The sequence below is a fragment of the Gilliamella sp. Pas-s95 genome (assembly GCF_009795795.1).
Taxonomy (GTDB): Bacteria; Pseudomonadota; Gammaproteobacteria; order Enterobacterales; family Orbaceae; genus Gilliamella; species Gilliamella bombicola.
Genome location: NZ_WTFC01000010.1, coordinates 57,586 through 76,368, shown reverse-complemented (window position 1 = coordinate 76,368; position 18,783 = coordinate 57,586). Strand labels below are relative to the sequence as shown.

16 protein-coding genes and 1 other annotated feature are annotated in these 18,783 nt (G+C 37.7%); of the genes, 10 read left to right on the top strand and 6 right to left on the bottom strand.

The genetic code is table 11. The features are described from left to right. Positions 1-288: 288 nt before the first annotated feature. The gene (locus tag GQ598_RS04255) at positions 289-1,446 is read right to left on the bottom strand and encodes an acyltransferase (RefSeq protein WP_160402496.1); all 1,158 of its coding nucleotides are present in this window, start codon (positions 1,444-1,446) and stop codon (positions 289-291) included. 262 nt (positions 1,447-1,708) lie between these two features. Further along, positions 1,709-1,833, top strand: a sequence feature (His leader region). A gap of 45 nt (positions 1,834-1,878) precedes the next feature. Here GQ598_RS04255 and hisG point away from each other — a divergent pair. Genes hisG through hisIE form a run of 8 tightly spaced genes read left to right on the top strand, consistent with a single transcriptional unit; the run spans position 1,879 to position 8,949 of the window. After that, a complete protein-coding gene (gene hisG, locus GQ598_RS04250) occupies positions 1,879-2,778 on the top strand; it encodes an ATP phosphoribosyltransferase (RefSeq protein WP_091347130.1) in 900 nt (299 codons plus the stop codon). A gap of 4 nt (positions 2,779-2,782) precedes the next feature. Continuing rightward, entirely contained in the window at positions 2,783-4,084 is a 1,302-nt protein-coding gene (gene hisD, locus GQ598_RS04245; RefSeq protein WP_160402495.1) for a histidinol dehydrogenase, read from the top strand. A gap of 9 nt (positions 4,085-4,093) precedes the next feature. Beyond that, the gene (hisC, locus tag GQ598_RS04240; RefSeq protein WP_160402494.1) at positions 4,094-5,152 is read left to right on the top strand and encodes a histidinol-phosphate transaminase; all 1,059 of its coding nucleotides are present in this window, start codon (positions 4,094-4,096) and stop codon (positions 5,150-5,152) included. A gap of 8 nt (positions 5,153-5,160) precedes the next feature. After that, a complete protein-coding gene (hisB, locus tag GQ598_RS04235; RefSeq protein ID WP_160402493.1) occupies positions 5,161-6,228 on the top strand; it encodes a bifunctional histidinol-phosphatase/imidazoleglycerol-phosphate dehydratase HisB in 1,068 nt (355 codons plus the stop codon). Beyond that, entirely contained in the window at positions 6,229-6,816 is a 588-nt protein-coding gene (hisH, locus tag GQ598_RS04230; protein ID WP_160402492.1) for an imidazole glycerol phosphate synthase subunit HisH, read from the top strand. It abuts the gene before it with no gap. A 17-nt stretch (positions 6,817-6,833) separates the two neighbouring features. Next, positions 6,834-7,571 carry a 1-(5-phosphoribosyl)-5-[(5-phosphoribosylamino)methylideneamino]imidazole-4-carboxamide isomerase gene (gene hisA / locus GQ598_RS04225; RefSeq protein ID WP_160402499.1) on the top strand — a complete coding sequence of 246 codons (738 nt, stop codon included), beginning with the start codon at positions 6,834-6,836 and terminating at the stop codon, positions 7,569-7,571. After that, a complete protein-coding gene (gene hisF, locus GQ598_RS04220; RefSeq protein ID WP_160402491.1) occupies positions 7,553-8,329 on the top strand; it encodes an imidazole glycerol phosphate synthase subunit HisF in 777 nt (258 codons plus the stop codon). Before hisA ends, hisF begins: the two co-directional genes overlap by 19 nt. Next, complete coding sequence (gene hisIE, locus GQ598_RS04215) at positions 8,323-8,949, top strand: bifunctional phosphoribosyl-AMP cyclohydrolase/phosphoribosyl-ATP diphosphatase HisIE (protein WP_160402490.1); 627 nt, start codon at positions 8,323-8,325, stop codon at positions 8,947-8,949. The genes hisF and hisIE overlap by 7 nt, the downstream gene beginning before the upstream one ends. 72 nt (positions 8,950-9,021) lie before the next feature. Here hisIE and cysB read toward each other — a convergent pair whose 3' ends face one another. The 3 genes from cysB to matP all read right to left on the bottom strand — a co-directional run bounded on the left by cysB (position 9,022) and on the right by matP (position 13,268). Continuing rightward, entirely contained in the window at positions 9,022-9,993 is a 972-nt protein-coding gene (gene cysB, locus GQ598_RS04210) for an HTH-type transcriptional regulator CysB (RefSeq protein ID WP_160402489.1), read from the bottom strand. 171 nt (positions 9,994-10,164) lie between these two features. Then, a complete protein-coding gene (gene topA / locus GQ598_RS04205) occupies positions 10,165-12,774 on the bottom strand; it encodes a type I DNA topoisomerase (RefSeq protein WP_160402488.1) in 2,610 nt (869 codons plus the stop codon). Between the two features lie 29 nt (positions 12,775-12,803). After that, complete coding sequence (gene matP / locus GQ598_RS04200) at positions 12,804-13,268, bottom strand: macrodomain Ter protein MatP (RefSeq protein WP_091347147.1); 465 nt, start codon at positions 13,266-13,268, stop codon at positions 12,804-12,806. Positions 13,269-13,417: 149 nt separating this feature from the next. On the opposite strand from matP, the gene GQ598_RS04195 reads away from it, so the two are divergent. Further along, positions 13,418-15,100, top strand: a complete 1,683-nt coding sequence (locus tag GQ598_RS04195) for an amidohydrolase (protein ID WP_160402487.1) — start codon at positions 13,418-13,420, stop codon at positions 15,098-15,100. A gap of 74 nt (positions 15,101-15,174) precedes the next feature. Here GQ598_RS04195 and GQ598_RS04190 read toward each other — a convergent pair whose 3' ends face one another. Together GQ598_RS04190 and GQ598_RS04185 are read right to left on the bottom strand one after the other, a co-directional pair. Continuing rightward, complete coding sequence (locus GQ598_RS04190; protein ID WP_160402486.1) at positions 15,175-16,563, bottom strand: PTS fructose transporter subunit IIC; 1,389 nt, start codon at positions 16,561-16,563, stop codon at positions 15,175-15,177. Next, positions 16,556-16,990, bottom strand: a complete 435-nt coding sequence (locus tag GQ598_RS04185; protein WP_160402485.1) for a PTS sugar transporter subunit IIA — start codon at positions 16,988-16,990, stop codon at positions 16,556-16,558. Before GQ598_RS04185 ends, GQ598_RS04190 begins: the two co-directional genes overlap by 8 nt. 372 nt (positions 16,991-17,362) lie before the next feature. Here GQ598_RS04185 and GQ598_RS04180 point away from each other — a divergent pair, with 372 nt between their 5' ends. Then, positions 17,363-18,724 carry an APC family permease gene (locus GQ598_RS04180; protein ID WP_160402484.1) on the top strand — a complete coding sequence of 454 codons (1,362 nt, stop codon included), beginning with the start codon at positions 17,363-17,365 and terminating at the stop codon, positions 18,722-18,724. The last annotated feature ends 59 nt before the right edge of the window (positions 18,725-18,783 follow it).

Genomic DNA, 18,783 nt, shown 5'->3' with positions numbered 1-18,783 from the left:
ACGAACAGATAAAGAAAATACAATATCTATTGAACACACGCCCAAGAAAACGGCATAAGTTTAAAAGCCCTGCCTCCTTTTATTCAAAGGAGCTAAGAAAAATTGCACTTCATGGTGTAATCTAGGAACAACCAAACAAAAACTTTAATAAAATCAATACCTTTTCTGACCGATTTTTGGATAAAAATAAAGCTTTTTTTGTTTGTGGTGGTTATAGTGGATTAGATGCAGCGGTTTCGGACGTTTGTAGTTTAGTGTTCAAAATAGCGACGTCCGAAACTATTACCTTTATTGTTCTATTCGCATTTCCTCAAAAATTGATGTGACAATTTGATGGGCTTTTTGGGCTGCGGCTATTTGTTTGTCCATGTAGGACTGACTGTAGTTTTGGGGTTGAATTGTGAATTCATCTTTTTGTGTTTCGGTTAAATCGTAGGTGTAATCAATATACGCATTTTTTTGATATAGGTAGACAGCACGACAATATTGGTTACCTTCATAATTAAGATTACAATAAAGAGTAAAAGGCTCTGTTTGTGGATGGAGCCAATTCGGATTGTTTACGATTATATTATAGATTTTGTTGTATTTATTTCGATCATAAGAAACATATAAAGCAACGCCATCATCAAACTCTTTGTAGTTTTTAAGATGATGATAATCAAGTGGCGCTAAGTCGGTGTTGCCTTGTGTTAGTTGCTTGTTTAAGTCTTCGTTTAGTTTTGTTTGTAAATCTGGCCATATTCGATGACTAGGGGCCATATTGCTAGTTGCTTTGATTGTGACATCTGATAATAAGATCCCACCTTGTTTTACGTTATCGCAGTATGCTTTTTGATTCGGCGTTTCAGGATGCCTGCACATTTTTTTTAAGGAATATGACAGTTCAACAACGGGCTTAGATTCTGTTGCTGAAAATTTGTCACAAAACTCTTTAGTTGAAACATCTGTCATATTTACCCAAAATTCATTACCCCGACTATGTTGGGGATAAAGACGATAAACCGCATCATTCGCCAGTGAAATCAAACGTCCATTTTGCTTGCATTCGCTACTTGGACGGCTGTTCCAGTATTCAATAAGCATCGGCATTCCAAGATAAATCGGCCAAAAAAAGGTTGCCAATAAGGGTAATACAACATAAACAACGGCAAGATTTAACTTTTGTTTTATGCCTTGGTAGTGTTTTTTGTGCATTTGGCAATAACGAAGACCAACTGGAAAGAGCGCTCCAGTTAACGAAAACAAGAAAAAATGAATATCAGTTGGGGGAAAAATGTATACCAACCACGCACCCACTATAATCATAAAGCCGATTTTTACTTTTTTATTTAATTTAGTATAAACAATAATAGTAGAAAGCAGATAAACCAAATAGAAAAAGGGAAACATTAGCGCCCATAAAAAAGGGTATACGTCAATATTATGGTAATAAGGGTGTAACATGATGATTAAGCCTTTCAATATTCTATATATAATTTATTGAATATAAATAACATAAATTAAATTAGACGTCAAAATTGTGTAGCTGTACGGCTGTTTTGAAGTTATTAAGCTAATCACGCTGACTATTTTAAATAAAAAACTAGTTGCGAATAGACAAATTCTGTTATATTTTGTTCAGTAGCTTTAATTATCAACTCAGTTAAAGGTTTTTTATTTTTATGAATTGTTTTTGCGTTTTTATTACTAATGCTATTAGTACACATCATCATCACCATCATTCCTGAATAGTCTTCGGGCGATTGGTGCTGGAAGACTTTGGTCTTCCGGTGATGTCGCAAAAGCAAGCAGAGAACCCTCGGAAGATCAAACTTCCGAGGGTTTTTTGTTTTTTGTTTGTGGTTTATAAATTTTTAGATAACTTTGGAGAAAGATATGTTGGATAATTCGCGTTTACGCATTGCAATGCAAAAGTCAGGTCGCTTAAGTGATGAGTCAAAAAAGCTACTTGCCCAATGTGGCATTAAGATTAATCTGCAAGAACAACGGTTAATTGCTTTTGCAGAAAATATGCCCATCGATATCTTGCGCGTTCGTGATGATGATATCCCTGGGCTGGTTATTGATGGCGTTGTTGATATTGGGATTGTAGGCGAAAATGTTTTAGAAGAAGAAGTATTAGATAGGCAAGCCGAAGGCGAAGATCCACAATTTATAAAACTGCGCGCGCTTGATTTTGGTGGATGTCGGTTGTCGATCGCCGCCCCGCGTGATTTTGAGTACTCTGGTCCTGAGTGTTTAAATGACCTGCGTATTGCCACCACTTACCCTCATCTGCTCCGCCGTTATCTTGCACAATATAATGTTACCTTTAAAACCTGCTTACTTAATGGTTCGGTCGAAGTTGCACCACGTGCTGGGCTGGCTGATGTAATTTGTGATTTAGTATCTAGCGGTGCAACACTTGAGGCCAATGGACTGAAAGAGATCGAAGTTATCTATAAATCAAAAGCCTGCTTAATTCAACGTCAAGGTGACATGTCACCAATAAAACAGGCGTTAATCGATAAAATCATGACGCGTATTCAAGGGGTTATTCAAGCTCGTGAATCAAAATATATTATGCTCCACGCCCCTACCGAGGTGTTAGATGATATTGTTGCACTATTACCCGGCGCTGAAAATCCTACCATTTTGCCTTTAACTGGCGAGCAAAATCGGGTTGCACTACATATGGTAAGCAGTGAATCGCTTTTTTGGGAAACGATGGAAAACCTAAAAGCGTTAGGTGCAAGCTCAATTCTTGTATTACCAATTGAAAAAATGATGGAGTAATAATATGAAACTCTCTTATTGGCAACAATGTACAAATGAACAACAAGCAGCACTATTAACGCGTCCAGCGATTACAGCCTCTGATTCAATTAGCCAAGCTGTTGCAGATATTTTGGTACAAGTTAAACAAGATGGTGATAAGGCGTTAAAAGCGCTAAGTAGCAAATTTGATAAAGTCCAAATTCAGCAGTTCAAACTCACAAAACAAGAAATCAACACAGCCGCAAACCGCGTTAAACCTGAATTAAAGCAAGCAATGCAATTGGCAGTTGCGAATATCGAAAAGTTCCACCAAGCTCAAGTAAAACAAACCATTAAGCTTGAAACAATGCCGGGGGTAGAATGTCAGCTAGTTACTCGACCAATTGATTCGGTTGGGCTTTATATTCCGGGAGGATCAGCGCCTTTGTTATCAACGGTATTAATGCTTGCAATACCCGCTAAAATTGCTGGTTGTCGTCAGGTGATTTTATGTTCACCTCCACCTATTGCTGACGAGATTTTATATGCAGCAGACTTGTGTGGTGTCAGCGAAGTATATCAATTAGGTGGTGCACAAGCGATTAGCGCAATGGCACTAGGCACCGAGTCTGTTCCTAAAGTGGATAAGATCTTTGGTCCGGGCAATGCCTATGTTACCGAGGCTAAACGACAAATTAGCCAGCGACTTGATGGCGCTGCGATTGATATGCCTGCAGGCCCATCTGAAGTGCTGGTGATTGCCGATAGTTCAGCTAATCCGGCTTTTGTTGCCGCTGATTTACTTTCACAAGCTGAACACGGTCCTGATTCGCAAGTGGTGTTATTAACACCAGATGAAGCGATTGCGCAAGCTGTTTCACAGGAAGTGGATAAGCAATTAAGTATGCTATCACGTCAGGCTATTGCCGAACAGGCATTAAAAGAAAGTCGCCTGATTGTGACTAAAGACTTGGATGAATGTGTGGCAATTAGTAATCGTTATGGACCTGAACATTTAATTATCCAAACCGCCAATGCCGATGCGTTAGTCGAACAAATTACTAGTGCTGGCTCAATCTTTTTAGGCGATTGGTCGCCAGAATCAGCTGGTGATTATGCTTCGGGAACGAATCATGTTCTGCCAACTTATGGCTATACCGCAACTTATTCTAGCCTTGGCTTAGCGGATTTTCAAAAAAGGATGACCGTGCAAAAATTATCACCAACAGGCTTAAAAACCATTGGGCATGCAGTTGAGTTAATGGCCGAGGCAGAACAACTCACCGCTCATAAACAAGCGGTTAGCCTTCGCCTTGCCGTTTTAAATTCAATGAGTCAAAAATAGGTGACTAAAATGGATATCAATAAATTAGTTAGAAAAAATGTTCAGCAATTAACACCTTATCAATCTGCTCGTCGGATTGGTGGACAAGGCGATGTGTGGCTAAATGCGAACGAATACCCCGTCGCACCACATTTTGAATTGACCGAACAAACCTTAAACCGTTACCCTGAGCCACAACCAGAAAAGGTGATTCAGCGTTATGCGCAATATGCTGGTGTACAACCCGATCAATTAATTGTTAGCCGTGGCGCTGATGAAGCTATTGAATTATTAATGCGTGCATTTTGCGAGCCTGAAAAAGACTGCATTTTGTACTGCCCACCAACTTATGGCATGTATCAAGTAAGTGCTGAAACGTTAGGCGTCAAAATCAAAACAGTCCCAACCAAAGCCGATTGGCAGCTTGATCTTGAAGGTATTGAGCAGCATCTTGATAGCGTTAAACTGATTTATGTCTGTTCACCAAATAATCCAACAGGTAACTTAATTGATCCTGAGGATATCAAGGCGTTGCTCAATATTGCCAACAATCGTGCTTTAGTGGTGATTGATGAGGCTTATATTGAGTTTTCCCCCGACTCAACGGTGGTGAGTTGGCTTGCTAACTACCCTAATTTAGTGGTGTTACGGACACTATCAAAAGCGTTTGCTTTAGCAGGACTTCGTTGTGGCTTTACGATCGCAAATAAACCAGTGATTGATGCATTACAAAAAGTCATTGCCCCCTATCCACTCGCTACGCCCGTGGCCGATATTGCAGCACAAGCGCTGAGTAAAGATGGCATTAATACCATGAAGTTACATGTAATCAATTTGAACAAACAAAAAGAAAAATTTGCCAGCTCGCTAGCACAGTTATCAGTTGTTGAAAAAATTTATCCGAGTTCTTCCAACTATTTATGTGTGAAGTTTCAAGATAATAAGGACGTGTTTAATATCTTATGGAATAAAGGGATTATTTTACGCGATCAAAGCAAGTCGATTGGGGAAAACAATATGATTCGAATCACCATTGGTACTCAAGCAGAGTGCGAGGCAGTTCTTTCGGCGCTTAAAGCAATAAAATAGGAGCAAAAATGTTACAAAAATACTTATTTATTGATCGAGATGGCACATTAATTACAGAACCTCCAGTTGACTTTCAAGTTGATCGTTTTGATAAGCTGGCTTTTGAACCGAATGTGATCCCTGCGCTTCTTAAATTGCAAGCTGCTGGCTATAAATTGGTAATGGTGACCAATCAAGATGGACTAGGTACTAAAAGCTACCCACAAGTAGATTTTGATGGACCGCATAATCTAATGATGCAGATTTTTAAATCGCAAGGCATTAATTTTGAAGATGTGCTAATTTGCCCTCACTTTCCCGAGGATAACTGTGAATGCCGTAAACCTAAAATCCAATTAGTGTTACCTTATCTTACTAGTGGTAAATTGGACAAACAAAATAGCTACGTTATTGGTGACAGGGTCACTGATATTCAGTTGGCGGAAAATATGCAAATCAAAGGGTTACGATATCATCCTGAAATTTTAAATTGGCACGAAATCGCTCAGCGGTTAACCACCACAGATCGCTATGCAAAAGTTGAGCGTAATACTAAAGAAACCAAGATTTTAGTAGAAGTATGGCTTGATCGCCAAGGAGGGGGTAGCATCAATACAGGGATCGGTTTTTTTGATCATATGCTTGACCAAATTGCTACTCACGGCGGAATTAAGCTCAATGTTCAAGTCGATGGTGATTTGCATATTGATGATCACCATACCATCGAAGATACAGGACTAGCCTTAGGCGAGGCGTTAAAAATAGCACTCGGCGATAAACGCGGCATTACTCGCTATGCATCAGTAATTCCGATGGACGAATGTTTAGCAAAATGTGCAATGGATATTTCAGGCCGTCCTTATCTTAAATTTTCGGCTCATTTTTCCCATCAGAAAGTAGGCGATATGAGTACACAAATGGTTGAGCACTTTTTTTATTCAATCAGCTATGCAATGGCAATCACCTTGCATATTGAAACCACAGGTGATAATGATCATCATAAAGTAGAAAGTCTGTTTAAAGCTTTCGCTCGTACTTTAAAACAAGCAATAAAAATTGAAAGTGATCGACTTCCTAGCTCAAAAGGAGTGCTATAAATGAATATTGTCATTTTAGATACTGGTTGCGCAAATCTTTCATCGGTGAAATATGCAATAGAAAGGCTTGGCTATCAGCCTATTATTAGTCTTGATCCTGATGTGGTATTGAATTCAGACAAGTTATTTTTACCGGGTGTCGGATCGGCTTCATCTGCAATGCAAAAGTTAAAAGAGCGCAATTTAATTGAACTGATAAAAGTTTGTACTCAACCAGTATTAGGGATCTGCCTTGGTATGCAACTTTTAGCTGATTATAGTAATGAAGGACATGTGCATACACTTGGTATAATTAATGAAAAAGTGATTGAAATTCCTGATTGTGGATTACCACTACCCCATATGGGTTGGAATCAAGTCTACCCAAAAGCAGGTCATCATCTATTTAGAGATATTCCTGATGGTGCTTATTTTTACTTTGTACATGGATACGCGATGCCACTATGCTCAGCAACAATAGCAGAAACCAATTACGGCGAAAGCTTTACCGCAGCCGTACAAAAAGAAAACTTTTACGGCGTGCAATTTCATCCCGAGCGTTCTGGCTCAGCCGGTGCAAAATTGCTCAAAAACTTTTTGGAGATGTAACAATGGCAGTTTATCCAATGATTATCCCTGCGCTTGATTTAATTGATGGTAGCGTGGTGCGATTGCACCAAGGCGATTATGAGCAAAAACGTGATTATGGCAATCATCCACTTTTGCGCTTACAAGACTATGAAAAGCAAGGTGCTAAGCTGTTGCACTTGGTAGATTTAACCGGCGCAAAAGATCCTAATGCTCGTCAAATTTCGTTAATACAAACGTTGATTAATGGCGTACAAGTTCCTATCCAAGTTGGAGGCGGAATTCGCACTGAGAAAGATATACAATCATTATTATCAGCCGGTGCTGCTCGCGTGGTAATTGGGTCAACCGCCATCAAGCAACCAGAAATAGTTAAACAATGGTTTAAAAAATACGGTGCTGAAAAATTGGTATTAGCACTGGATGTGCGCATTGATACTAAAGGCAATAAATATGTGGCGATTCATGGTTGGCAAGAAGACTCAAAACAGACATTAGAACAAGTGATTGAGGATTACCTACCTTATGGGTTGAAACATGTGCTTTGTACTGATATTTCGAAAGACGGCACGCTCAGCGGTTCGAATATTAAGTTGTACCAAGAAATTAGTCAAAAATACCCACAAATTGCTTTTCAAGCATCTGGCGGTATAGGTCAATTAGACGATGTTAAAGCACTTGCCAATAGTGGCGTTGCAGGCGTAATTGTAGGGCGAGCTTTACTCGAAGGTAAATTTACTGTTCAGGAGGCAATTTCATGCTGGCAAAAAGGATAATTCCTTGTTTAGATGTTCGTAATGGTCAAGTGGTTAAAGGTGTGCAATTTCGAAATCACGAAATTATTGGAGATATTGTCCCTTTAGCAAAGCGCTATGCACAAGAAGGTGCCGATGAGCTCGTTTTTTATGATATTACTGCTTCATCTGACGGTCGTGTGGTGGATAAAAGCTGGGTGGCTAAAGTTGCCGAAGTGATCGATATTCCGTTTTGTGTGGCTGGCGGCATTAAAACGATTGATGATGCAGGGCAAATATTAACCTTTGGTGCTGATAAAATTTCAATTAACTCCCCTGCACTTGCTGACCCTTCTTTAATTACAAGGCTTGCAGATCGTTATGGTGTGCAGTGTATTGTTGTTGGCATTGATACTTGGTATGACAAAGAATCAAACAATTATCACGTTTATCAATTTACTGGTGATGAAAAACGCACCGTTGCCACAAAATGGAACACACTTGATTGGGTAAAAGAGGTTCAAAAACGTGGTGCCGGCGAAATTGTATTAAACATGATGAATCAAGATGGTGTACGTAATGGCTATGATCTTGATCAACTAAAAGCAATTCGTGAGGTTTGTCATGTACCACTTATTGCTTCAGGCGGTGCTGGCACCGTGGATCATTTTTTGCAAGCCTTTAAAGAAGCCAATGTTGATGGTGCATTAGCAGCCTCGGTGTTTCATAAACAAATTATCAATATTAGCGAACTTAAACAGTATTTAGCTCACAATGGAGTAGAAATTCGATTATGTTAACTCAAAATAGCGATATAAAATTAGATTTACAGCAACTTAATTGGCAAAAAGTAGATCATTTAATGCCGGTCATTATTCAGCATTATGTTTCTGGCGATGTACTAATGCTGGGTTATATGAATCAAGATGCATTAGCTCAAACACAAAGTAGCGGTAAAGTCACTTTTTATTCACGAACTAAGCAGCGCCTTTGGACCAAAGGTGAAACTTCTGGCAACTTTTTAAATGTCATGAATATTTCGGCTGATTGCGATAATGATACGTTACTGATTTTAGTTAATCCAGTTGGTCCAACTTGCCATACCGGCACAAATAGTTGCTTTGCTAATGCTAAAAGCGAATGGGGATTTTTGTTTGACTTAGAGCAATTAATTGCAGCACGTAAAAATGCCGATCCTAAGTCATCGTATACGGCAAAACTATATCATGATGGCACAAAACGAATTGCGCAAAAAGTGGGAGAAGAAGGCGTTGAAACCGCTCTTGCTGCGACAGTTCATGATCGAGAAGAGTTAAAAAATGAATCTGCGGATTTGGTTTATCATTTATTAGTTCTGCTCCAAGATCAAAATCTGTCATTACAAGATGTGATTGGCATTTTAAAAGCAAGGCATAAATAATAAAATAATCAAAGTGCGAATCATATCGCACTTTGCTTTACATCTTTTTATTATGATAAAAAATAAATTGGCTTAGCAAACAGGCAATTTTACCCCATTAAACATTGCTAATACTTCGGTATTATTTTCACACAACATCAGTTTGTCGACGGTTTGTCGATCTAAATTTGGCGAAAACTGCTTAATAAAATCATACATATAACTGCGTAAAAATAACGAACGAGCAAAAACAACATAGGTTGTGCTATAAGGGAATATATGACCAGCATTCAATACAACAAAATCATCATCTGAAGTATTACTCACCGCCATTTTTGCGACAATGCCAACGCCGACTCCCAACTTAACATAGGTTTTAATTAACTCTGCATCTGTTGTACTAAAAACAATATTAGGCGACTGACGAGCTCGCAAAAAAGCTTGATTTAAATCGGATCCATCGTTAGAAAAATCATAACTAACTAACGGAAATTTGGAAAGTTCTTCAATTGAAATTAATCTGCTTTTAGCAAGTGGGTGATCTTTCATCACAATCACTGCTTGGTTCCAGTGATAGCAAGGTAAGGCAATCATATCATCACTAAGCTGTGAAATATCGGTCACGATAGCCAATTCGGCCTGCCCTGCTTGTGCCTGAGATATGCACTGTGATGATGATCCTTGCTCCATATGCAAAGTAATACTTGGATATTGCTGCATAAACTGCTGGATCACAACAGGCAAGGCATAACGTGCTTGAGTATAAGTTGTGGTAATCGTTAATGAGCCTTGATTTGGTTGGCAAAACTCTTTAGCAATAATTTTAATATCGTTGGACTTATTGAGGATTTCTCGAGAAAGAGCAATGATTTTTTCACCAACTGGTGTCACTTCTGAAAGGTGCTTACCTACTCGGGTAAATATCTGAATGCCAAGCTCATCTTCTAATAATTTTATTTGCTTGCTAATGCCTGGCTGAGATGTATACAGTTTTTCGGATGTTAACGATACATTGAGGTCGTTATTCACGACTTCAACAATATAACGTAATTGTTGCAATTTCATGACAAACAAAGGCTCCTTTAACTGTATGCTTTTCTCCCTTTTAATCACATCTCAAAAGGGAGAATTGGTAAGGTAAGTCTTTTTACTGTCTAGCACAAACAATAATAACTATTTTTATACTAAAACATATGCTTTCCTGAAACTTTTTAACAAAAGTTTAGTTGCTATTACCTATTTTTTACTATTAATCCATTTGCCATCTACGTATTGCATCACCCAACCAGTCGATTTACCATTAACTTCAGAGGTGACATATTGTTGTTTGCTTTTACGGCTAAAACGAACAATGGATGGATTACCATCAGGATCTTTACTTGGTGCCTCGGTTAAATAAACAAATTTCTCGGGCAAGCGATCTTTAAAGCGTTGTAACTCTTCAATCAACGGTGCACGTGTTTCTCTTGATTTTGGAAAATTATGTGCTGCCAAAAAGATACCTGCGGCACCATCACGCAATACAAAATGTGCATCAGATTTACTACATTGCAGTTCTGGTAAATCAACCGGATCTTCTTTAGGGGGTGCAACATCACCATTTTTTAAGATCTTACGTGTATTTTTACAATCAGGATTAGTACAGCCCATATATAAACCAAATCGCCCTGATTTTAAATGCATTTCTGAGCCACATTTTTCACATTCGATAATTGGTCCTTCGTAACTTTTTACTTTAAAGTTACCTTTTTCAATTAATGAACCATCACAAATTGGGTTATTACCACATATGTGTAATTTACGTTCGTTATCAAGCAAATAACTATCCATGGCTGTATGGCATTTTGGACAGCGTTTACGTGCTCTTAAAGCATCAGTTTCGGCTGTTTCAGCTTCTTCTAAAATGTTTAAAGTTTCGTGCTCCGGAATTAAGTTGATGGTTTGTTTGCAACGTTCTTTAGGCGGTAACGCATAGCCTGAACATGCTAAAAATACACCTGTACCAGCAGTTTTAATACCCATTTCACGACTACAATTAGGGCATTTAATTTCAGGCGTTAACACTAATGGATTTAGTTGCATACCACCTTTATCAGGCGCTTGTTCGGCAACCTCAAGATGCTGACTAAAATCACTAAAAAACTGGTCAAGTACTTCTCGCCATTCTTGTTTTTTATGGGCAATTTCATCCAATGCATGTTCCATACGTGCGGTAAAATCATAACTCATCAGATCATTGAAGTTTTCGCTGAGTCTATCAGTAACAATTTCACCAATTTTTTCTGCATAAAAGCGACGATTTTCCAAACGCACATAGCCGCGATCTTGAATTGTCGAAATAATGGTTGCATAAGTCGATGGGCGACCAATTTCACGTTTTTCAAGCTCTTTAACCAGTGACGCTTCGTTATACCTAGCAGGTGGTTTGGTAAAGTGTTGATTTGGATTTAAGTTGATTAAATCGAGTTTGTCGTTGACTGATAACGGCGGTAATATTTTATCTTCATTACTTTTCGCCAGTTGCGGTTGCACTTTAGTCCAACCATCAAAGCGCAATGTACGACCTTTTGCTTTTAAGGTAAAATCGCCAGATTGGACTGTAATGGTAGTTGAGTTATATTCAGCCGATGTCATTTGACATGCCACAAATTGTCGCCAAATTAATTGATATAATTTACAAGCATCAGCATCAATATCACTAATTTTTTCGGCAAGAATGGTGACATCAGATGGACGGATAGCCTCATGTGCCTCTTGAGAATTCTTTTTGCTGCTATATACATTGGCTGACGTTGGTAGATATTTATCACCAAAATTCTTACCAATATAATCGCGTACCATTGTCAATGCATCCTGACTTAAATTGGTCGAGTCAGTACGCATATAAGTAATGTAACCGGCTTCGTACAATCGCTGAGCTAATGTCATTGTCTTTTTAACACCAAAGCCTAAACGCGTGCTAGCTGCTTGTTGCAAAGTCGAAGTAATAAACGGTGCAGTCGGATTACTTTTGGTTGGTTTTTGCTCAATGTTTGTTACATGATATTGGTTTTTATTAAGCTCAGCTAAGGCTATATCAATCGCAACTTTATCTTTTGGTTCGAACGCTTTGTCTTTGTAATTGGTGACCTGTAATGTTAATTGTTCTTTTTGAGCAGTCGTTAAATCAGCATAAAGATCCCAATACTCTTCAGGAATAAAGGCATGGATTTCGCGCTCACGTTCAACCACTAAACGCACAGCAACAGACTGAACACGACCAGCTGATAATCCACGTGCAACCTTTTTCCAAAGTAGTGGTGATAACATAAAGCCCACAACCCGATCCATAAATCGGCGTGCTTGTTGAGCATTGACTCGATCCATATCAAGCATTGATGGTTCATTAAAAGCGTTTTTAATCGCTGTTTTGGTGATTTCGTTAAAAACAACACGACGGTATTTACTCTCATCGCCACCAATGACATCTTTAAGATGCCAAGCTATTGCCTCTCCTTCTCTATCCAAGTCGGTTGCGAGATAGATCATATCAGCGTCTTTAGCCAATTTTTTAAGTTCAGAAACCACCCTTTCTTTGCCCGGTAAAATTTCGTAATGCGCTTTCCAACCGTTGTATGGATCAACACTCATACGATCAACTAAAGCTTGCTTTTCAGAACGTTTAACTTTTTTCTCTACTTTGTTTTTTGTATCTTTTGTGTTTTTTTCAGCTCGTTGGCTGCTACCACTCACGGGCAGATCACGAATATGACCGACACTTGATTTAACCACGAAATCTTTGCCAAGATATTTATTAATCGTTTTTGCTTTGGCTGGTGATTCCACAATAACAAGGGATTTTCCCATAATAAAACCTTTTTATTCTGTTGTTTATATTATTTACTATCAAGCTTAACATCAAGAAGCGATAGTAAATCATCTTTAATTGTCGATACTTTTGTTGCATATTGATCTTTCTGCTCGGCATCTTCAATTAATTGTGTAATAGTTTGCGATAATGTACATCCACGACGTTTGGCTAAATTTGCTAATCGTTGCCAAACTAAAAATTCTAAATCAATGGACTTTTTTCGTGTATTTTGTTGTTCTGCATTAAAATGCCGTTTTCGTCTTGCCCGAATAGTTTGCTTCATTCGATTATCTAAGTCGGGATTTAAATGTGCCTTTATCCAATCAACAACTTTCGTTGGATTATGTTCTAATAATAGTAACTCATTGACAGCATGCTCTGCAGCGCTTTTTTCAATATAGCGAGTAATTAATTCGCCTTCTTTATGTCTTTTTACTAAATAGTGCCACTTCCAACCACATTCAAGGTTTTCTAGTTGTTGATATTTCATCGGCTCACCTTGTGACGCTGTAACTAAATAACTTATTTGTAGCATAACCTTGGCACACAATAAAGAAAATTATTACATTTGACAAATTTTTTATAAATCTGCTATCGTTCAGCTTTCATTTTGCTCTCTATGTTAAGGAATCACAAATAATGGCTAAGGCTGATGTTATTTACATTAATGGTTATATTTACACTGCCGACAAACAAGACACCGTTTGTCAGGCAATTGCTGTTGCAAACGGCTATATTATTGCAACAGGGACTACACAGCAAATAAATAATAGTCAATATGTCGATAATCATACAATTGTTTACGATTTACAAGGCAAAACCATGATGCCAGGTATCATTGATTCGCATTTGCATACTTTTTGGGGAGGTATGCAATTGTCGTCATGTAATTTGAATTATCAAAGCTTAACTATTGATGATACATTAGCTATTATACAACAATATTTAGATAAAGATTCTATCGGTGATAATACTCATTGGTTACAAGTTCGTGGCTGGCTACGGCAAGAGGTTTTACCAATTGGCACAGATATTACGCGCTTTGATCTCGATAGACTTAATACAAAACGCCCTGTGATTTTGTTTTCAAATGACTGCCATACTTTAGTTGCCAATAGCATTGCTTTGGAGAAATTTGGTTTAGATAGAAACACACCTGAACCAACTGATGGAAAGATTGGACGTACTGATGACGGTGAATTAAATGGCATATTAGAAGATGCCCCTGCCATGCGTGCGTTTGACAGCATTTCTAAGCTCACCGATGAACAAGCAGTCAACATTGCTAAGTTATCGCAAGCAGAACTAAATAAACAAGGCGTTACTGCTGTTATGGATGCTCGAATTACCGAAACCCAAGCCGATGCATTTTTAAAACTACAACAGCAAGACCAATTATCTATTCGCTTATTTGGTGCACGTGAATTACCGCCAGATGATGTATCTTCAATAGAAGAAATTCCAACTTTACTGAACAAAGTCAAACAGTTCGCCGCACGTTACGATGACAAAAACTGGCAACCAAAGCCTGGCATTAAAATATCACATACTAAATTATTTGTAGATGGCGTAATGCAAGCACCTTTAATGACCGCTCGCTTGCTTAAACCATATAATTTAGCCGACGAAAAAGATCGTTATGGTGATCTTTATTATTCCATTGAGATGTTAGATGCATTAATACTTGAATCCGCAAAAGCTGGTTTTCATCCGCATATGCATACAGTTGGTGAAGGGGCTATTGAAGTTGTACTTGATGCCATTGAAAAAATGCGTAAGGCATTACCTGATGCCGATATTCGTCCAAGCACTGCGCATAATGAATTAAGTGCAGCACATCAATTTGCAAGGTATAAACAATTGAATACTTGTGTGGTCTTTTCATTTCAATGGGCAGGATGCAGTTCGGCAATGGTTGAGCAATATCAAACCCTATTTGGCCCAGAGCGTTATAACGGTTTAGAAGCACATGGGCAATATATTGATGCAGGTGTAACATGCGCTTTTGGTAGCGATTGGCCAATTGATCCATTAAATGAATGGTACGATTTCCAAATTGCAATGACTAGACAAATTGATGCCGAACATCCTCGGTTAAACAGTGATCGTAATCTAACCGCTATTGAAGTATTACGTAGCGCTACTATTAATGCCGCCTATGTACTAAAACAAGATGAATACATTGGGTCAATTGAAAAAGGTAAATTTGCTGATTTGATTATTTTAGATCGCAATCCATTTACCATCCCAGCAACGGATATACAAAATGTCAAGGTACTAACAACGATTGTCGGCGGTCAAATAGTTTATCAGCAAGCATAGTTTAAACTTCAATTATTTATTAATGCATTGCTACACCAATCACGATTGGTGTAGCATGAGTCATTATTCAGCCTCTAGTCAACTTCAGCTACTGCCTCAGTTTCTACTGCTGTTGGTTTAGTTAAATGTAAAATAGCAGCAATAATTAATGCACCAATAAACATATCAATGACATACCACGTGGCTGCTTTAGTCACCCCACCTAATGCAACTAACCCGCCAAATGCTACCAATGATTCAATCCCATTAATCATTCCTAGCATACCTGCGATGGCAGTGCCAACAACAATAGCTATAATAACACGCTTTGGATCTTTAGCCGCAAAAGGGATCGCACCTTCGGTAATGCCCGCTAATGACAAAAAGAAAGCAGTAATACCGAACTCTTTCTCTTCTTTGGTATATTTTGAACGTGACACAACCAATGATGACATAGCTAAACCTAATGGTGGAATAGCACAGCACATACGAAATACGCCATTTGGACCATAAACCCTCTCAGCCATTGCCGCTAAGGTAAATGCAGTCGCCGCTTTACTACATGGTCCTCCCATGTCTAGCGCCGCTAATATACCAATGCCAATACCTAAGAATGCGGCATTGACTTCAGACATACCTTTTAACGTTGCGACCATAGCTTTAACAAACCAATCAAGCGGATAAGATAGCCCATAAATGTAAAGTGGTGCCATCACTAGTATCGTTACAGTTGGAATAATCATCACAGGCATAACTGAAGCTATTACTGGATGAACTTTAACTGTTTTGAACCATTTAACAAAATAGCCAATTAAAATACCAAAAATCATTGCACCAATAAATCCAGTACTGACTTGGTTAGAACCAATTGGATTATTAACCACATAACCCATAATAAATGCAGGAGCTAAAGCAGCATTACCACCAATGGAATAAGCCATATAAGCAGCGAGCACAGGCACCATCATGGCAAAGCCATATAAGGCAACCTGTTTTAAATCCATAAAAAATTGATTACTTGGTAAGATAGTGTCGTTAGTAACATCGCCTGTCATTAAAACAATTGAAAAAAGTATTCCTGATGCGATGATAACGGGTAAAAACTTACTGATACCTGTATTTAACGATCTAAATATCTCTTTACCTATACTATCTTTAACCACTTTAGTCGACATAGTTTCTGCATTATTAAAAATATTGACAGTATTTTTAACCGCTTCACCAGTACTCACTTTTATGACATTTTTATAAGGCTCAAGCCTATCAGCATTTTCAATTGAAATATCAGTTGCTAATAAAATCACATCAGCACTTTTAAGATCTTGCTCGGTTAATGAATTTTCAATACCTGCGGCACCTTGTGTTTCGACTTTATAATCCCAACCACGTTTTTTTGCTTCATTTTCAATTTTTTGCTTAGCAATATAAGTATGCGCCATCCCTGCGGTACACGCACAAATCGCAACAATTTTTTTTTTACTCATATAAACCTCTAATCTTATTTGCCACAAATTGAATATCGCTTTTAAGCAGATCTTCGACAAAATCATCATTAGCTAAATTCGATGCTAATTTAGCAATAATGGATAAGTGCTCTTTATTGGCGTGTTCTGGCGCGCCAATCATCACGATTAACTTCACTTTATTATCATTATTCCAAATGATGCCATCGCTATATTTCCCAACAACAATAAATGGCGTTTTAACAGCACTACTTTTTGCATGTGGCAAAGCAATATCAGGTAACACATCGGTTTCCATTTCTTGTTCATGCGCCATAACATCGTCAAAAAAGGTTTTAATATTAATTAAATAAGCTTGGCTAGCTTCAACCATTAAATGGATAACTGTTGATTTTTGAGTAACAACATCACCGGTTAAATCAACCGGTAAAACAGGGATTGACTGCATAAATTGATCCTCTTACTGATAATAGATGATTCGCAATAACTCAATTTTTCACTCTACATGCACATTGTGGATAAAATATACAATAATTTATTTGCACTGACACTTATTTTGTCTAATAAATAATAGATTTGGATCACAAATATGCAAATGGAAGCGTAATCCTATAACCTGATAATCTAAATAAAATTGAGCTAAAATAACTCTAAAAGCACTTTAAAGCTTATAATTTGCTTGTTTAAGTACCATTTTACTAAAAATTAACTTGCATAATTATCATAATATGGCAGAATTCCCTGCCGCTTTAAGCGGGTAAAAAAGGCAAAACTATACTTAGTAGTTTTTTATTGTTTTTTGGGACAGAGGAGCAAAGTCATGTCCGCAATAAAAATGAAACGAGTTTTAACCACACCTGCATTAATTGCATTTGGTTTAGCTTATATGGTTCCTTTGGGGATCTTTACCACTTATGGGGAAGTAACTGTTGCCAGTAATGGGCACTTACCTATAGCCTATATCATCACCCTTGCCATGATTTTTTTCACTGCATTAAGCTATTGTCGTATGGCAAATAAGCTACCTATTGCTGGTTCTGCTTATTCTTATGTACAACGTACTTTTGGTGGAAAAGTTGGATTTTTGGTGGGTTGGGCGCAAATCCTTGATTACCTATTTTTACCAATATTAAATTATTTAGTTTTAGGTATTTATCTTCACGATCGATTCTGTTTTATTCCTGCTTACGTTTTTGTATTGGCGTCCCTTTTAGGGGTCAGTGTATTAAACTATCTTGGAATCAAACTAATTAATTGTGTGAACATTACTTTGAATTTATTACAAGTGGTGTTCATCATATTATTTATCATTTTAACAGTGACTAATGTTCATTTGACACCAGAAACAATGCTAAAACCATTATTAGTTGATACAAATGATTTTAGTGGATTGCTATCTGGTGCAGCAATATTATGTTTAGCTTTTTTAGGCTTTGATGCAATAGCAACACTTGCCGAAGAATCAAATGATGCACAAAAATCATTACCTAAAGCTATTATATGTACCGTATTAATTGCTGGTTGTATCTTCTTAGTTGTTTCATATTGTGCACATTTAGCCTATCCTCAGTGGACAGATTTTGTAAATAATAAAGATACAGCAAGTTTAGACGTAGTTCGTCGTGTTGGTGATATTAGTACATTGGGCGGAGAATTTATGTATAACTTCTTCCAAGCTGCTTATATAACTGGCGTTTTTGCATCGGCTATGACCGCACAAACCAGTGTATCACGGATTTTTTATGCAATGGGGCGTGAAGGAGTGCTACCTAAACAGATTTTTTATAAAATTCACCCACGCTTTAGAACACCTTATTTATCGATAATCTTTGTTGCTTGCTTTTCATTGCTGTCATTAGTACTAGATCTTAGTTTAGTGGTTTCAATGATAAGCTTTGGCGCATTAGTGGCTTTTACTTTCGTCAATTTATGTGTGATTAAAAGCTATTTAGGAAAAGGAAGCTCAAAAACAGCATCAATGCTATTTAAATATGGATTACTACCTGCAATTGGCGTGTTACTGTCATTATGGTTATGGACAAGCCTTGATGCGACAGCGATGATTGTTGGTTTAGTTTGGTTAGCAATGGGTTTTCTTTATTTACTTTATCTTACTAGAGGGTTTACACGAATGTTACCTTCGATTGATCATAAAGAACTAAATTCGATAATCAAAGACTAACGGTCTAATTAAAGAAATACGTCTACTCAAAGTATAAAATTAACGCCTTTTTATACAAC

What these genes read in the sequence shown, in the direction of transcription:
- hisA (WP_160402499.1), top strand. Translation starts at nt 6,834, where the DNA reads ATGATTATCCCTGCGCTTGATTTAATTGATGGTAGCGTGGTGCGATTG.
- topA (WP_160402488.1), bottom strand. Translation starts at nt 12,774, where the DNA reads ATGGGAAAATCCCTTGTTATTGTGGAATCACCAGCCAAAGCAAAAACG.
- hisH (WP_160402492.1), top strand. Translation starts at nt 6,229, where the DNA reads ATGAATATTGTCATTTTAGATACTGGTTGCGCAAATCTTTCATCGGTG.
- hisF (WP_160402491.1), top strand. Translation starts at nt 7,553, where the DNA reads ATGCTGGCAAAAAGGATAATTCCTTGTTTAGATGTTCGTAATGGTCAA.
- GQ598_RS04180 (WP_160402484.1), top strand. Translation starts at nt 17,363, where the DNA reads ATGTCCGCAATAAAAATGAAACGAGTTTTAACCACACCTGCATTAATT.
- cysB (WP_160402489.1), bottom strand. Translation starts at nt 9,993, where the DNA reads ATGAAATTGCAACAATTACGTTATATTGTTGAAGTCGTGAATAACGAC.
- hisB (WP_160402493.1), top strand. Translation starts at nt 5,161, where the DNA reads ATGTTACAAAAATACTTATTTATTGATCGAGATGGCACATTAATTACA.
- GQ598_RS04255 (WP_160402496.1), bottom strand. Translation starts at nt 1,446, where the DNA reads ATGTTACACCCTTATTACCATAATATTGACGTATACCCTTTTTTATGG.
- hisC (WP_160402494.1), top strand. Translation starts at nt 4,094, where the DNA reads ATGGATATCAATAAATTAGTTAGAAAAAATGTTCAGCAATTAACACCT.
- GQ598_RS04190 (WP_160402486.1), bottom strand. Translation starts at nt 16,563, where the DNA reads ATGAGTAAAAAAAAAATTGTTGCGATTTGTGCGTGTACCGCAGGGATG.
- matP (WP_091347147.1), bottom strand. Translation starts at nt 13,268, where the DNA reads ATGAAATATCAACAACTAGAAAACCTTGAATGTGGTTGGAAGTGGCAC.
- hisG (WP_091347130.1), top strand. Translation starts at nt 1,879, where the DNA reads ATGTTGGATAATTCGCGTTTACGCATTGCAATGCAAAAGTCAGGTCGC.
- GQ598_RS04195 (WP_160402487.1), top strand. Translation starts at nt 13,418, where the DNA reads ATGGCTAAGGCTGATGTTATTTACATTAATGGTTATATTTACACTGCC.
- GQ598_RS04185 (WP_160402485.1), bottom strand. Translation starts at nt 16,990, where the DNA reads ATGCAGTCAATCCCTGTTTTACCGGTTGATTTAACCGGTGATGTTGTT.
- hisIE (WP_160402490.1), top strand. Translation starts at nt 8,323, where the DNA reads ATGTTAACTCAAAATAGCGATATAAAATTAGATTTACAGCAACTTAAT.
- hisD (WP_160402495.1), top strand. Translation starts at nt 2,783, where the DNA reads ATGAAACTCTCTTATTGGCAACAATGTACAAATGAACAACAAGCAGCA.